This is a genomic window from Paenibacillus sp. YSY-4.3 (assembly GCF_054767475.1).
Genome location: NZ_BAABMC010000001.1, coordinates 817,442 through 830,831 on the forward strand (window position 1 = coordinate 817,442; position 13,390 = coordinate 830,831).

The window sequence follows — 13,390 nt, forward strand, 5'->3', positions numbered from 1 at the left end:
TCTTTATTCACTAATGTTGAATCCCTTTATCTATTTCCTGCTGTACTTTCTCATGAATTTCGGACTCTAATACCCGTATAGCGCCATCTTCAAGCTTTTGATGAGGTTGGGGATGGAACCAGTGGACCTCTCCTCTATGAACAAATCCTTTATATTCATCTCCCTGCATTTGCAATGAAAATTGCTTGCGCTCATGAGCGGTATCTTCAAATAAAGGTTTTATTTTTTCAAAGTCTTGAATTTCTTTCGAAACTCCATGATGTTTTATTAACGAGTGTATGGCAGATTCAATACGCTCTACTCTACTCTCGTCCATCGTTTGTTTGGGGTGAGGATTAAACCAGATAATCTCATCGCCATGGAAATGTCCCTTGAATTCTTCGCCCTCTACCTTAAAAGTAAATTCAAGCAGCTCATGCGTATGGTTTTCAAACATCGCTTCAACATGAAAATCCTCAAGTTCAGGATGCATATTCATTTCTTCAGTCATTTTATGTTCTCCCTTCAAGAAGATGTATTAATATTTACGCAAAGAGCTTGGAGGACGATGATTCCACTTCTCGCTAATGAGGGTATGGCATTGGTTAAAGATCCGCTCGATGATTTGGGTTGTATTGGCTTGAATTCGCAGGCAAAATCCTGGTATTGCTAACTGTGAGATCCCAAATGAGAAATCTGATTCTACGCCCCGAATCGCTTCGTACAATTCATCAAGGAGTTCGGAGTCCATTTGTCCGCTTACCGCGATCATAGAGCCTAGATGCGTATAACCTTCCATAAATCCGAGGCCGGATATCGCGTGCTGCTGCGGCGTTAATTTGATATGGTCAAATACGCCGAGTTTACCGTCCCAATAAATCTCGGTCATTAGCTGAACGGTATCGTAGCTGAACTTCTCTCCGCCCGGTGACCAGCCGGGGGTGAGGATATCCGTATATAGAAACGTTGCTCCACGTTCCATATGAACTACCGTTTTCTGTTTATAGCGGGCATTTTGATAAGCAATCAGCGGATCGGGAAGGTATTCCAAATAACTGCCCTTCTTCAAATGGATCGTTGTTTCCTGATAAGCATAATTTTTTGGTGTTTTATATACTTTTGTTGCTGATTGGGTGGTTAAAGTAACTTTAGACCCTTCATGCGCTGAAATGTCCATCATATATCGATCGCCGTCTAAATAACCACCGCCAGGATTAAGAAGGTAATAGCAGACCTGACCTGAATCATCAGCGTATATCGGTCGCATGACTTTAAATGCGCCTTGGAAATACACCCTCTTGGCAACAGTTTTCCCATTGCGGTCTTCCAATTCTAAAGATAATGAGCCAGTCCAATCTGTCATATTACTCTAACCCTTGCAATAAAGCATGTTTCCTAATCCAGTCCATGACTTCAGGAAGGCCCTCATTGTTTTTTAAGTTTGTAAAAAAGAAGGGCTTGTCGCCGCGAAATACCTTGGTGTCCTTGGCCATAACTTCAAGACTGGCACCGACATATGGAGCAAGGTCGATTTTATTAATGATGAACAAGTCAGATTTAATCATGCCTTGTCCACCTTTACGAGGGATCTTCTCTCCTTGTGCAACGTCGATAATGTAAATGGAGAAGTCAACAAGTTCAGGGCTGAATGTCGCGGCAAGATTGTCTCCGCCGCTTTCGACAAAAATCAGCTCCACATCGGGATGACGCTCCATGAGCTGATCAATGGCCGCGAAGTTCATGGACGCATCCTCACGAATCGCCGTGTGAGGACAGCCGCCGGTTTCTACGCCGATGATCCGATCCTCGGGAAGAACCCCATTTTGAATTAAAAATTTGGCATCCTCTTTTGTGTAGATATCGTTTGTGACGACAGCCATTTTTATTTCATCCGCAAGATGCCGGGTCAATTTTTCTACAAGCATGGTTTTGCCTGCTCCAACAGGTCCTCCAACACCGATTCTAATTGGATTCATTTCATACACTTCCTTTAAGATTATTTGCCAGTTAGGACATAAATATTCTGATATTTACACGCTCGTGTTTCATTTGAGATAGTTCAATCCCTGGAGACACGATGCCAAAGTCATCTTTCGTCAGCTCCATGATTCGATCTACAGCCTGAGTTATTTCGGGTATAAACTGATGAGAAATCATTTGACCTGCTGTTTGTCCAAGAGGAATGGCTCTTACCGCATTTTGGACTTGACTGGAAATCGCAGAGTACAAATAGTAGAGGATGGTGTCTTGTTTGGTTACGCTAAGCCCATAGGCTACCATCGAAAAAACGATAGCAGGGTGGCCGAATGCGTTCTTATTTTTTATCTCTTCTTTGTACTGAGATAGGATGGGGAGGCCGTAGATGGACTCCGTCAGTTTTAGCATCCGGCTGCCAATCATTTGTGTTCCTTCTCGCGTTTCCCTTGGCAGGTTTTGGACCGTTAATAGGTGATCCAGCTGCCATATTTGCTGTAAATCACCGTCCATAAGAGCTTCATAAACGAGGCGTGAGGCAAGCCCGTCAGAATAGACGAGCTGCTCATGCAAATACACTTTCAACCATTCGAAAAATGTTTCCTGGTTATGCACTTTATCTTCCTGGATATAGCTCTCCAAGCCAAAGGAATGGCTGAAGGCTCCTGTAGGAAAATTAGAGTCGCATAGCTGAAACAAAGAGAGAAGCTGGTTATTCATGACTATGGCCTATATGACGGAATGCCTGTTTAACTTTACGATCCTCTCGCGCATAAGGAATGCCGAGCTGTTGAAGCAATTCCTCCACTAAATAGTCATATTGCACTAACATTTCATCGGCTTCAAATTGAGCGGGAAGATGGCGGTTGCCAAGCTGGTGAGCGATGCTCCCCATCTCCATGATGCCTCTGGGCTTGATGACAAGAAGATCATCCGACAGTACATCAATGACGATCATGTTGTTCTCGTCCATGTAGAGTACATCGCCGGCTACCAGGTCCCGAGGCTCACTGAGGCGAATACCCAGCTCTGTACCGTGATCTGTTGTTACACGTTGAATGCGCTTCATTAAATGTGCGCTCTCCAGGTACACTTTTTCGATATGGCGTTTTTCAATTTCGCTTTGATCCATTTGTTCTAAATTGGTTACGATTTTTTCTATGATCAATGTCTTTTCACCTCAGAATAAGAAATAGCGCTGGCCCATCGGCACAATATCGACCGGATCGCAGGTCAGCAATTCACCGTTTACTCTCACTTCATAGGTTTGCGGATCTACCGTAATATCAGGCGTTTCCGAATTCAGCTTCATATTTTTCTTCGTTAGCGTACGAATTCCACCCACAGGCAGGATGATTTTCTCAAGTCCAAGTTGTTCGTGGACCCCATCATCATAAGCTGCTTGGGAGATGAAGGTTGCCGAGCTTTTGGCTAAAGCCTTTCCGAACTGAGCATACATCGGGCGATAAATATAGGGCTGCGGTGTCGGAATTGAAGCATTGGCGTCTCCCATTAGTCCCGTAACGGCAAGGCCGTTCTTCAGCACCATCTCTGGCTTCACGCCAAAAAATCTAGGATTCCATAAAACTAGATCGGCCATTTTGCCTACTTCAATAGAACCTACATGTTCTGCTATTCCGTGGGTAATGGCCGGGTTAATCGTATATTTGGCAATATAACGCTTCGCCCGGTTGTTATCTGCATATTTGCTATCGCCTGGCAGGAGCCCGCGTTGTTTCTTCATTTTGTCAGCAACTTGCCATGTGCGGAGAACGACCTCCCCGACACGCCCCATCGCTTGGGAATCCGAGCTTACCATGCTAAAGACGCCCATGTCGTGCAGGATATCTTCGGCTGCAATAGTTTCTCTTCTAATTCTAGAGTCTGCAAAAGCGATGTCTTCTGGTACAGAAGGATTTAAATGATGACAAACCATAACCATATCTAGGTGTTCGTCGATCGTATTCACGGTATAAGGGAGAGTGGGATTCGTTGAAGAAGGCAAAATGTTCAGGTAACCTGCTGATTTGATTAAATCAGGAGCATGGCCGCCGCCTGCGCCTTCCGTATGGTACATGTGAAGAACCCGATCTTTTACAGCAGCCATCGTCGTCTCCATAAATCCGCTTTCATTTAATGTATCTGCGTGCAGGGCAACTTGGATGTCGTACTCTTCTGCTACCCGCAGCGCGTAGTCCAGGGATGAACCGGTAGCACCCCAGTCCTCATGGACCTTGAGTCCGATGACTCCAGCTCGCACTTGCTCGGCCAAAGGTTCGACGGATGCAGCATGTCCTTTGCCCGTGAACCCAATATTAATTGGGAGGCCTTCAGCGGCTGCAAGCATGCGGTGTATGTTCCACTCACCCGGTGTAACCGTTGTAGCCCCAGATCCGGCAGCAGGGCCTGTCCCGCCCCCGATTAACGTTGTGGTACCGGATGTCAGCGCCACTTCGACTTGTCTAGGATTAATAAAATGAACGTGAGTATCGATGGCCCCAGCGGTTACAATTAAACCTTCGCCGGCGATGATTTCAGTAGCAGCACCGATGATAATATCAATATGATCTGTGATAAGCGGATTGCCGCTTTTGCCGATTCCGAAAATTCTCCCATCTCGAATGGCTAGATCTGCTTTATAAATTCCGGTGTAATCCAAAATGATGACATTGGTTATGACGGTATCCGCTACACCATCTTTACGAGTTGCAAGAGGGTGCTGACCCATGCCGTCCCGGATAACTTTGCCTCCGCCAAACACAACTTCTTCTCCATACGAAGTGTAATCTTTCTCAATTTGTATAAATAAATCTGTATCCGCAAGGCGAATGGAATCGCCTGTAGTTGGACCATACATTTCAGCATATTGCCTTCGGGACATTCTAAAACTCATTTTGAACCCTCGCTTTCTAATTTTCCATCTACCTTGTTATTGAACCCATACACACGGCGTTCCCCTGAAAAATTAATAAGCTGTATTTCCTTTGCGTCTCCGGGTTCAAAACGTACGGCTGCTCCGGCAGGGAGATTCAGCCGTCTGCCGTAAGCCTCTTGCCGATTGAACGACAGGGCTTCATTGACTTCATAGAAATGAAAGTGTGACCCGACTTGAACCGGACGATCTCCGGTATTCGTAACGGAAATCGTAAAGACTTCGCTACCTTCGTTACAAATGATGTCTTCGTCTTTTAAAATATATTCTCCCGGTATCATATGAGGCTCCTTTCTAGTTAGCGTATCGGGCTGTGAACGGTCACTAATTTTGTTCCATCTGGAAAAGTTGCTTCAACTTGAATATCATCAATCATTTCGGGAATCCCTTCCATGACATCGTCTCTGGTCAGAATGGAGGCACCGTACTCCATCAGTTGAGCAACGGTTTTTCCGTCTCTCGCTCCTTCTATGACTTCATAAGTGATCAGAGCGACTGCTTCGGGGTGATTTAGTTTTAATCCTCTGTCTTTTCTGCGCTTGGCTAGATCGGCTGCGACTACGATCATAAGCTTGTCAATTTCTCGCGGTAATAAATGCATAGCAACAACCTCCTCATGATGATGAAAACGACAAGAACCATCCGTTCAGAGAGAAAGGATGGTTCTTGATAAGAAAAATTATAAGATTATTTAAATATAATTTTTCCTAAAGTCTGATAAATGTTCTTCTTTCCTCTGAAGTCAGATTTTTAGCCCAACTAATATAATGTATCATAAATGAATCCCGAAATAAAGAGGAGCCCGATTGATAAAATGCATCGACCGGGCTGTTAGTGAATCCCTAATTAGTCCAAAACTGCAGTTATATGCGCCTTTGTAACTGACCAGTGGGAAGTGGTCCAGTATTTGGACTTATCCTTGATAAATATAATTTGCGGCGATTCGTGTTTAACATTCAAATCCTCAGCTATTTGGTTGGACACCGGACGTGATTCAATTACTTTCACTAGCGTATAATCCAAATCCTGATTAGGAGCATCCTGCAAATATTGTTCATATTCTTGAAGCGCGTTGGAGCTTACAGGACATGTCGTACTATGTTTTAGAATAACCTGGCCGCGCTCTGTTGATTTAGCCAACATTTCATTCCACTCTTCAAGTGTCGTAATTTCTCTCCAGTTCATACAGCACACTCTCCTAATTAGTTGTAGTTTAACCATAAGTATTCATCGATTGATTGAATTTTAACATGATCCTGCCCGTAGTCAAGTTGGTGTAGAAACGAGTAGAATAAAAGCGAGGCATTGCTGAAAGCCAGTACAATACATAGGAGGCACAAATGATGAGCGAGGAAGCAAAACCATCCGGCTGGGATGCGATTGACCAGGCGTTGTCCAAAATATACGGGGAGCAGGAGCCCAAGCATTATGGAACCCTTATATCCTATGCGCTAGGAGGTCAGGATCCGCTGGATGGGATTAGCGCTTACAAGAGCGAGACGCCGGTTCGGCACTGGCATTTTGTAACTTATGGATTTTCTGAATTGTATGAAAAAGAATCGGAGAATGACGAGTACAGCGGGTTCGGGTTTGAATTGACATTACGGCTGACGCGGAATGATGGCGAGGAGGAGCCGCCTGCTTGGGCGCTGAATTTGCTGCAAAACATGGGAAGATACGTGTTTAATAGCGGGAATGTGTTCAAACCCGGCGATTATTTAGATGCGAATGGCCCGATCTGCCTGGGCGAAGACACGCTATTGACAGCTCTTGCTTTCACATTGGATCCTGAGCTGCCGCCGATGGATACGCCCAATGGACAGGTGGAGTTTATTCAAATGGTAGGGATCACGAGAGATGAGCTTGAGGCGATGCAGACTTGGAATACATTAGGGTTACTAAGGGAAGGTGCGGCGCAAATTCCGGGTTATGTTACCGATTTATCCCGGGATTCTCTTTTGCAGATTCCATCGATCATGGAGGCAGTTGAACAAGGGATGGAGCAGGAAGGCTCTAATACCGGCTTTTTATATGTCGATCAATTGGCCTGGGAGCCGGGCAAAAAAGGATGGTTCAGCAAACGTCCGGACATAGTAAAACTAGGTGCGAAGCAAGCTGAAATTGTCGGGAAGCTGCTGCGCGGACGGATTCTCAAAGACAAAAGCCTTGTCCTTGCCGGCCAAGAGATCCGCATTGTGTTCGAGCCTGGGGAACAGCCCGGTTGTAGTGCCGAGGATGACAAAATCAGCATCGTCTTGAATGAGGCCGCTGCCGCCGAACTCAGCCAAGGCCTGGTGCCGGAGGCTGGGGCATTTGAATTAACTGCTTTGCCAGGGCTTGTGGTCCAAATCGTACAAACTCACATTAAAGACCAGGAAGGGAATGTCGTCGAAACGATTGGCTGATATGGATATGGTGATGTAAACTTTTTTCATTATTAAGCTTTGTATGAGTTGGTAGTCAGATGTATAATCGTGGAAGAAGCCCAGACAACAAACGACCCAGCCTAAGATAAGAGCTATCTAGGGCTGGGTCGTTTCGTGATTGCAGGAACGTATCGGAAATCAAGCATTAAAGCAAGGAGGTTATTCATGAATCGCGATAAAGCTCTAGAAATTATCAATTTGTATTTCGAGTCATGGCTGGAGAAGGATTTTAACAAATTTACTACGGTTATGCATGATGAAGCCATCGTAAGAGAATGCACAGGCGCAGTTATTGCAGGTATAGATGAATTAAGACGATGGTTTACTGAATGGAATGAAAGTGGAAACACGGTTATACAATGGGCAATTCATAATTTTGGATTCGATAAAGAACGTATGTCGGCATTTGTGGAGTGGAATTTCAAATGTCTTTATGAAGGTAAAGAATATGAGTGGGATGGTTCTAGTGTTGTGAATTTTAGAGATTCTTTCATTGTAGAGCTGAATGAATATGAAATGAAACAGGAGAAATTTTTCCCCCATAGGAAAATATAAGTAAAAGAGTGGTGATCATATGTTACCGGAAAGACCAAGCATAATATTGATTGCCGGAAAAATGGCAAGTGGAAAATCGACGGTTAAGTTTCCAAGCTTTAGATTTTTATAAAAAAGAAGGATTTGAGATTTACGGCATGATAGAAAAAGCAGAAAGACATACGCATTATTACATGAAGAAAGTCCTTCAAGGAGTTTGAAAGCAATTTAGTAGATGTTATTTATATGAAAATTTCTGAATGAAATAAATGAATAGAAGAAGGTGAATCCAAATGAACACAAGTACTGAAATTAATATTTGTGAGTTTATCCCTTCAGGAGAAGATTATATTCGGCTAGTAGAGAGCACCGGTTGGAATGGAATAGTTGATTTGAGGAGCGACCACAAGATGCGCCTGGAATGAGGTGGATTCACAGGGATGTGGTGTGAAAGCACATGGAGGATTATTCATGGATATAGATAAATTATTCAGGGAATCTCCTGAATTTTTAACAAATCGGATATATTTAAGGCGTTTTATCTTGAAAGACATTTCTGATTACTATGATCTTGCCTCTGACCCGGATGTAACAGCATACACAATGTGGAATACTCATCGCGTTCTTAACGAAAGTCAAACATACGTTGATTCCGTGCTCAGAAAGTATAACAACAAGGAAGCATATCATTGGGGTATTATCGAACGCGAGAGTGGAAAACTCATTGGAAGAACAGGATTTATTAGTTTTGATGTAAATCATGATAGAACTGAGATTGGTTTTGTAATCTCTAAAAAATATTGGGGTCAAGGGATTGTTGTCGAAGCTACTCAAGAAATCCTGTGCTACGCATTCGATACGATTGGGATAAACCGAGTTGAGGGAAGATGTAATCATGATAACGTAGGATCAAGACGTGTCATGGAGAAATTAGGGATGAAATTTGAAGGAATACTACGGAAACAGCTGAAGATCAAGGAGAATTATACGGATCAGAAATTATATTCATTAGTTAGAGACGATTTGTAGTCAGTTTAAGGTAGTGAGGTTCTTGATCAAAATATGATTAAACCAGCCTAGTTGCAAGAAGTTTTACATGTTCAAGGCTTCCATTGAATATATATTACAGAACTTTTCTTGTACAAGGAGGTTTAATGATATGGATCACTTTCATTCGGTTTGCGAACAATTTGCTAATATTCTTAAAGGAAAAAGCAACATGAACCAAGATATTTGTTCTGTATCGCTGCATCGCAATTTTAAGGTAAATGTGCAAGGGCGCATGAGCAGTTCTGTTGTACCAGCAGACGTCTTATTTGAATCCCTGGATCAAAACGGTAATGCGTTATGTTTGGCTGAAATTGCAATTCTAGAAGAAGAGATTCCTCGCTTTATGCAATCAATTATCCAACAAGGAATGATTGTTAGCGCCTTACATAATCACTGGTTATATACAAGGCCCCAAATCATGTATATTCACATCCAGTCTGTTGAGCCACCATTATATTTTGCTAAGAAAATGGCGTATGCTTTTTCAACTTTAAGCAGCTATCCAGTAGCTTAATTTCTTACTAACTGAAGCGAAGGACATATGAAGTGCCAAATCATGACTTTATTGTTGGACGAATAGTATAAGGTTATAACACTGTATTCATACATGGGGGCTATCGCCTACCGGTTATCAGATGTATAATGATGGAAGATACCAGACAACAAACGACCCAGCCAAGATAAGAGCTATCTAGGGCTGGGTCGTTTCGTGTATATAAGAAACATGATCTGAAATTAGGACAAAAATAAAACAGAGTAGGTGGGGGCATGAAGTCTTTTTTTGACTTTGATACAGAAGAAACACGACAAAGTTTACTTTCGAGAGCAAGGAATGTTGCATGGAGTGCGATTCAACATTATGAAATGGAATGGAACTGTATTCGTTTTATTCAATTGTCAGATACCGTTACATACAAAATAGAAACCGACACGATGGGAAGTTACCTGCTTCGGATTCATTCGGAGAGAGTCAACAAAGAAGAAATTTTGTCTGAACTTGCTTTCCTGAATGAATTAAGGAAAGTGAAGGATCTGGTAGTACCAGAAGGGATTCAAAGCCGCTGTGGCTCTTATATTTTAGAGTGTGAAACAGAAGAGGGGTATCGGAAACCATACGTCACGTTAATGAGGTGGGTTGAGGGGGAGCACTGGAGTAGTGAGTTCACGGATAGCCATGTATATAACATAGGTGCCATGATAGGTAGACTTCATAAAGCTTCTGCTAGTTTGAATACACCCGTTAATTTTGTCCGACCTTATTGGGGGAGTGCTAGCTTTAGGCAAGAAGTAGCTAAACTGGAACGTTATTATCCACGATTTCTATCGGACGAGTCATGGGAGCGTTATCAAGAAGCTATAGATATGATCATTCATCAATTTGACCGTATGCAGCGAGACTCTCGAAACTTTGGGTTAATCCATGCAGATTTACACTCTGGAAACGTTGTGTTTAACAACGGGCTTCCATGCCCCATTGATTTTGGCAGATTCGGTTATGGATACTATTTGTATGATTTAGCAGGAGCACTATTGGAGCTTAACCCTCAACATCGAAGGTTACTAATTCAAGGATATGAGAGTGTTGTTGAACTAAATAAGGAGGACTATATCCGTGACCTGGAGTGTTTTTTCATCATGGTTATGATTGAAAATTATTGTCATCACTCGTCTAATATGAAAGAAATTCCTAGTTTAATTGATGAGCAAAAATACGCTTTGGCTTACATCAATGAATACATTAATGACAGGTCATTCTTATTTGAAATGATAGCCCCTGTAGATACTGAAAAAATATATATGGACGTCGTGAATACATTAAACGTTATCTGATAGAACGGAGTGGAATATTGCAGGTTACTATTCATCTGCAGAAGCTGCAGCGATTCAGGTGTTTAAGCGTCACCAAGGGTCTTGGGAGTTACAAACCAACCCTGAAGAAAACAATAGAAGAGCACAAACCTTTTGGAGAAGAACGTTAAATAATTATACTGGGGTAAATTACCGAGAGGAGGTGGCTGAAACCATCCGTCGAAATCAGAAATCAGCGCAATGTCAAAAACCATACGAAAGGTTTCTGGAAAACACTTGCCCAATAGAGATTTATTACTTTGAAGATAATGTGGAAGAAGAAGATGTCGAAATTCTAATATCGATCAGAACATAAAAATCCTAAAAGTTATTTAAGGTAGGCGATGGCATTACAAAAAACGAGGAGGAAGTGCTACATGCTATACGATTTACAAGGTGAAACAACCATGTCACCCATTGTGGGAATGTTGTACTCCGCTGTAAAAGAGAATAACCAACGACTACAACTAATTACTGATGGCATGCCACAAGAGGAAGTAGATTACAAGGGTCCCAATAACAAATTCAATAGTACCGCTCAATTAATAACACACCTTATGTATGTTGATCTGAATTGGGTTTATAGAATAAAGGGAGAACCACTTCCTCAGTCATTAATGGAACAATATGGACCTATGATAGATGAAAAAGGAAGGCTTCCAATGATCCAAGGGACGCCTTTAATCACACTATTGTCTGATTATCAAGGCATTTTATCCATGTTAAAAGATGCATGTAATGAATTAAAAGATGCCGATTTAGATGAAATTGTCACATTCGGACATGAGAATGAAAAGCGAGCAACCATCCGATGGGGAATATGGCATATTGCTGACCATAGTCGTTATCATCAAGCTCAGATAAATCAGCTTAGAACATGCTATAAAGAAATCTATTACTAAATTAATGATCCGTAAGGAGGTATGAATTTGAGTAGAATATTTATAACTGATCTAGATGGAACTTTATTAAGATCCGATCAAACGATGTCTGACTTTACCGTTAATGTTCTAAATTCTGCTATTCAAGAAGGATACATTGTTAGTTTTGCTACCGCCAGAGGATTAATAAGCGCTTATAGTGTAGTTTCTGACATCGCGTGGAAGCATCCAGTCATTTTATATAATGGTGCACTACTATTTGATGTTATTAATAATAGGGTGATCGATGGATACTTTTTGGACCCTGATTTGACAAGTGAGATCATACATAGAGGCAAGAAACATGGTTGTTCACCTTTTTACTTTTTATTGGACTCTACGAATAAAGAACGTGTATATCACGAGAAATTAGCTTCTTTCGGTATGATAGAATTCCTAAAGAGTCGCGCCAATGATCCAAGGTTCATTGAAGTGAATACACTTGAACCGTCCGATGATGAAAAGACATTAGCTTTGACGTTTATTGGAGAGCTGGATGATTTATTACCACTTAAAGAAGAAGTGAGCGCTGTATTAGGGGATAAGGTTAACCTCCATATCATGAAAGACTATTATATAGAAAATCAATATTTCCTTGAGTTCAGTCATCCGCTTGCTGCAAAATGCGAAGGTTTAAAAATGTGGGCAAAGCATATGAACGTAGAAACTAAGGATATTTGTATATTTGGCGATAATCTGAATGACCTAGGATTATTTGAGGTTGGTGGCAAGAAAATAGCGGTGTCTAACTCGCATGTAGACATTTTAGGAATTGCAGATACGGTTATCGAGAGTAATAACGAAGATGGTGTAGCCAAATACATTAAGACATGCATAAAAGACATATATAAAGTAACTCTGGGTGGAAATAACTTTGAAGTTAAGAGGTGAGTCATGAACGCGGATATTATTCATTCAGCTCAAGAACTTGCAGTGAAATTAATTAAACAAGCTGGATTTATTGCCAAAGAAAGATTTGATAATTTTGAACATATTAGGTCAAAGGATAGCTTTGGTGATGTTGTAACTGAAGTAGATCACATGGCTGAAGCCATCATACTTAAAGGTATAGGTAGTACTTTCCCAGATCATCAAATACATAGCGAGGAAGCAGGGGACAATGGGAAAAGCTCAGACTGGCTATGGCTAATCGATCCATTGGATGGAACAAATAACTTCGCAATTGGTCTACCAGTGTTCACTACCTCAATCACACTGATGTATAAGAGGGAACCGGTTCTTGGTGTAGTATACGAGCCAATGACGGATAGACTATTTGAATCTTGCGTCAATAAAGGTGCTTATTGCAACGGAAAAGAAATGAAAGTGAACAAAAGTAACAATTTTAAAAGAGGGAATATCGGCTGGGTCCAGGGACATCAAGTCCAAAACGACCTTAAAGCAGTCCAATTAAGGCAACATATTGATTTTAATTTTAAGAGAATGATGAGGTTATGGGCGCCGGCATTACAATGGTGCATGCTTGCTAAAGGCGATATTGATGGGATTGTCCTTTACAATTCCGAAGGGGACGATCTTTACTCTGGAATTCTAATGGTACAAGAAGCAGGAGGAATAGTTACTGATTTTGATGGCAATCCGTTTACGGGAATGAATGAAGAACCATACTTAATCGCATGTCATCCTGACAATAAAGATGAATTGATCAAGGTTGTTAAGGAAGGCATGGGATTAATATAAGCTGAGTTGTACCTCAACAGGAAGGT

At 41.8% G+C, this 13,390-nt stretch carries 19 protein-coding genes; 10 read left to right on the top strand and 9 right to left on the bottom strand.

The annotated features are described in order from the left end of the window. Positions 1–10: 10 nt before the first annotated feature. The 9 genes from ACYUJT_RS03785 to ytxJ all read right to left on the bottom strand — a co-directional run bounded on the left by ACYUJT_RS03785 (position 11) and on the right by ytxJ (position 6,070). Positions 11–490, bottom strand: a complete 480-nt coding sequence (locus ACYUJT_RS03785; protein WP_460318917.1) for a hypothetical protein — start codon at positions 488–490, stop codon at positions 11–13. Between the two features lie 27 nt (positions 491–517). Next, the gene (locus tag ACYUJT_RS03790; protein WP_460318919.1) at positions 518–1,342 is read right to left on the bottom strand and encodes an urease accessory protein UreD; all 825 of its coding nucleotides are present in this window, start codon (positions 1,340–1,342) and stop codon (positions 518–520) included. 1 nt (position 1,343) lies between these two features. Continuing rightward, on the bottom strand, positions 1,344–1,955 hold the full coding sequence (gene ureG / locus ACYUJT_RS03795; RefSeq protein ID WP_460318921.1) for an urease accessory protein UreG: 612 nt from the start codon (positions 1,953–1,955) through the stop codon (positions 1,344–1,346). A gap of 31 nt (positions 1,956–1,986) precedes the next feature. Next, positions 1,987–2,673 carry an urease accessory protein UreF gene (locus ACYUJT_RS03800; protein WP_460318922.1) on the bottom strand — a complete coding sequence of 229 codons (687 nt, stop codon included), beginning with the start codon at positions 2,671–2,673 and terminating at the stop codon, positions 1,987–1,989. Then, on the bottom strand, positions 2,666–3,121 hold the full coding sequence (gene ureE, locus ACYUJT_RS03805) for an urease accessory protein UreE (RefSeq protein ID WP_460318923.1): 456 nt from the start codon (positions 3,119–3,121) through the stop codon (positions 2,666–2,668). The genes ACYUJT_RS03800 and ureE overlap by 8 nt, the downstream gene beginning before the upstream one ends. Before the next feature lie 12 nt (positions 3,122–3,133). Continuing rightward, positions 3,134–4,846, bottom strand: a complete 1,713-nt coding sequence (gene ureC / locus ACYUJT_RS03810) for an urease subunit alpha (protein ID WP_460318925.1) — start codon at positions 4,844–4,846, stop codon at positions 3,134–3,136. After that, positions 4,843–5,166 (bottom strand): urease subunit beta, encoded by a 324-nt coding sequence (locus ACYUJT_RS03815; protein WP_460318926.1) that lies wholly within the window; start codon positions 5,164–5,166, stop codon positions 4,843–4,845. The genes ureC and ACYUJT_RS03815 overlap by 4 nt, the downstream gene beginning before the upstream one ends. Before the next feature lie 17 nt (positions 5,167–5,183). Continuing rightward, a complete protein-coding gene (locus ACYUJT_RS03820; protein WP_460318927.1) occupies positions 5,184–5,486 on the bottom strand; it encodes an urease subunit gamma in 303 nt (100 codons plus the stop codon). Positions 5,487–5,731: 245 nt separating this feature from the next. Next, on the bottom strand, positions 5,732–6,070 hold the full coding sequence (gene ytxJ, locus ACYUJT_RS03825) for a bacillithiol system redox-active protein YtxJ (RefSeq protein ID WP_155609065.1): 339 nt from the start codon (positions 6,068–6,070) through the stop codon (positions 5,732–5,734). A 158-nt stretch (positions 6,071–6,228) separates the two neighbouring features. On the opposite strand from ytxJ, the gene ACYUJT_RS03830 reads away from it, so the two are divergent. The 10 genes from ACYUJT_RS03830 (at position 6,229) to ACYUJT_RS03875 (ending at position 13,364) form a co-directional block, all read left to right on the top strand. Continuing rightward, entirely contained in the window at positions 6,229–7,290 is a 1,062-nt protein-coding gene (locus tag ACYUJT_RS03830) for a suppressor of fused domain protein (protein WP_460318928.1), read from the top strand. A gap of 186 nt (positions 7,291–7,476) precedes the next feature. Beyond that, positions 7,477–7,866: a nuclear transport factor 2 family protein gene (locus ACYUJT_RS03835; protein WP_460318929.1), complete on the top strand. Its 390-nt coding sequence runs from the start codon at positions 7,477–7,479 to the stop codon at positions 7,864–7,866. Positions 7,867–7,916: 50 nt separating this feature from the next. Then, a complete protein-coding gene (locus ACYUJT_RS03840) occupies positions 7,917–8,066 on the top strand; it encodes a hypothetical protein (protein WP_460318931.1) in 150 nt (49 codons plus the stop codon). Positions 8,067–8,316: 250 nt separating this feature from the next. Next, a complete protein-coding gene (locus ACYUJT_RS03845; protein ID WP_460318933.1) occupies positions 8,317–8,874 on the top strand; it encodes a GNAT family N-acetyltransferase in 558 nt (185 codons plus the stop codon). A gap of 130 nt (positions 8,875–9,004) precedes the next feature. Continuing rightward, positions 9,005–9,409 carry a DUF1259 domain-containing protein gene (locus ACYUJT_RS03850; protein ID WP_460318935.1) on the top strand — a complete coding sequence of 135 codons (405 nt, stop codon included), beginning with the start codon at positions 9,005–9,007 and terminating at the stop codon, positions 9,407–9,409. A 254-nt stretch (positions 9,410–9,663) separates the two neighbouring features. Then, positions 9,664–10,725: a phosphotransferase enzyme family protein gene (locus ACYUJT_RS03855; RefSeq protein ID WP_460318936.1), complete on the top strand. Its 1,062-nt coding sequence runs from the start codon at positions 9,664–9,666 to the stop codon at positions 10,723–10,725. A 58-nt stretch (positions 10,726–10,783) separates the two neighbouring features. After that, entirely contained in the window at positions 10,784–11,059 is a 276-nt protein-coding gene (locus tag ACYUJT_RS03860; protein WP_460318938.1) for a hypothetical protein, read from the top strand. A 61-nt stretch (positions 11,060–11,120) separates the two neighbouring features. Further along, positions 11,121–11,645 carry a DinB family protein gene (locus tag ACYUJT_RS03865; protein ID WP_460318939.1) on the top strand — a complete coding sequence of 175 codons (525 nt, stop codon included), beginning with the start codon at positions 11,121–11,123 and terminating at the stop codon, positions 11,643–11,645. A gap of 27 nt (positions 11,646–11,672) precedes the next feature. Next, the gene (locus ACYUJT_RS03870) at positions 11,673–12,554 is read left to right on the top strand and encodes an HAD-IIB family hydrolase (RefSeq protein WP_460318940.1); all 882 of its coding nucleotides are present in this window, start codon (positions 11,673–11,675) and stop codon (positions 12,552–12,554) included. Positions 12,555–12,557: 3 nt separating this feature from the next. Continuing rightward, complete coding sequence (locus ACYUJT_RS03875) at positions 12,558–13,364, top strand: inositol monophosphatase family protein (RefSeq protein ID WP_460318943.1); 807 nt, start codon at positions 12,558–12,560, stop codon at positions 13,362–13,364. Positions 13,365–13,390: the final 26 nt, after the last annotated feature.

Bases quoted from the DNA above. Each gene is read 5' to 3' on its own strand.
- ACYUJT_RS03865 (WP_460318939.1), top strand. From the start codon at position 11,121: ATGCTATACGATTTACAAGGTGAAACAACCATGTCACCCATTGTGGGA.
- ureG (WP_460318921.1), bottom strand. From the start codon at position 1,955: ATGAATCCAATTAGAATCGGTGTTGGAGGACCTGTTGGAGCAGGCAAA.
- ACYUJT_RS03815 (WP_460318926.1), bottom strand. From the start codon at position 5,166: ATGATACCGGGAGAATATATTTTAAAAGACGAAGACATCATTTGTAAC.
- ACYUJT_RS03800 (WP_460318922.1), bottom strand. From the start codon at position 2,673: ATGAATAACCAGCTTCTCTCTTTGTTTCAGCTATGCGACTCTAATTTT.
- ACYUJT_RS03820 (WP_460318927.1), bottom strand. From the start codon at position 5,486: ATGCATTTATTACCGCGAGAAATTGACAAGCTTATGATCGTAGTCGCA.
- ACYUJT_RS03855 (WP_460318936.1), top strand. From the start codon at position 9,664: ATGAAGTCTTTTTTTGACTTTGATACAGAAGAAACACGACAAAGTTTA.
- ACYUJT_RS03850 (WP_460318935.1), top strand. From the start codon at position 9,005: ATGGATCACTTTCATTCGGTTTGCGAACAATTTGCTAATATTCTTAAA.
- ACYUJT_RS03875 (WP_460318943.1), top strand. From the start codon at position 12,558: ATGAACGCGGATATTATTCATTCAGCTCAAGAACTTGCAGTGAAATTA.
- ACYUJT_RS03845 (WP_460318933.1), top strand. From the start codon at position 8,317: ATGGATATAGATAAATTATTCAGGGAATCTCCTGAATTTTTAACAAAT.
- ACYUJT_RS03830 (WP_460318928.1), top strand. From the start codon at position 6,229: ATGAGCGAGGAAGCAAAACCATCCGGCTGGGATGCGATTGACCAGGCG.
- ytxJ (WP_155609065.1), bottom strand. From the start codon at position 6,070: ATGAACTGGAGAGAAATTACGACACTTGAAGAGTGGAATGAAATGTTG.
- ureC (WP_460318925.1), bottom strand. From the start codon at position 4,846: ATGAGTTTTAGAATGTCCCGAAGGCAATATGCTGAAATGTATGGTCCA.
- ACYUJT_RS03835 (WP_460318929.1), top strand. From the start codon at position 7,477: ATGAATCGCGATAAAGCTCTAGAAATTATCAATTTGTATTTCGAGTCA.
- ACYUJT_RS03785 (WP_460318917.1), bottom strand. From the start codon at position 490: ATGACTGAAGAAATGAATATGCATCCTGAACTTGAGGATTTTCATGTT.
- ACYUJT_RS03790 (WP_460318919.1), bottom strand. From the start codon at position 1,342: ATGACAGATTGGACTGGCTCATTATCTTTAGAATTGGAAGACCGCAAT.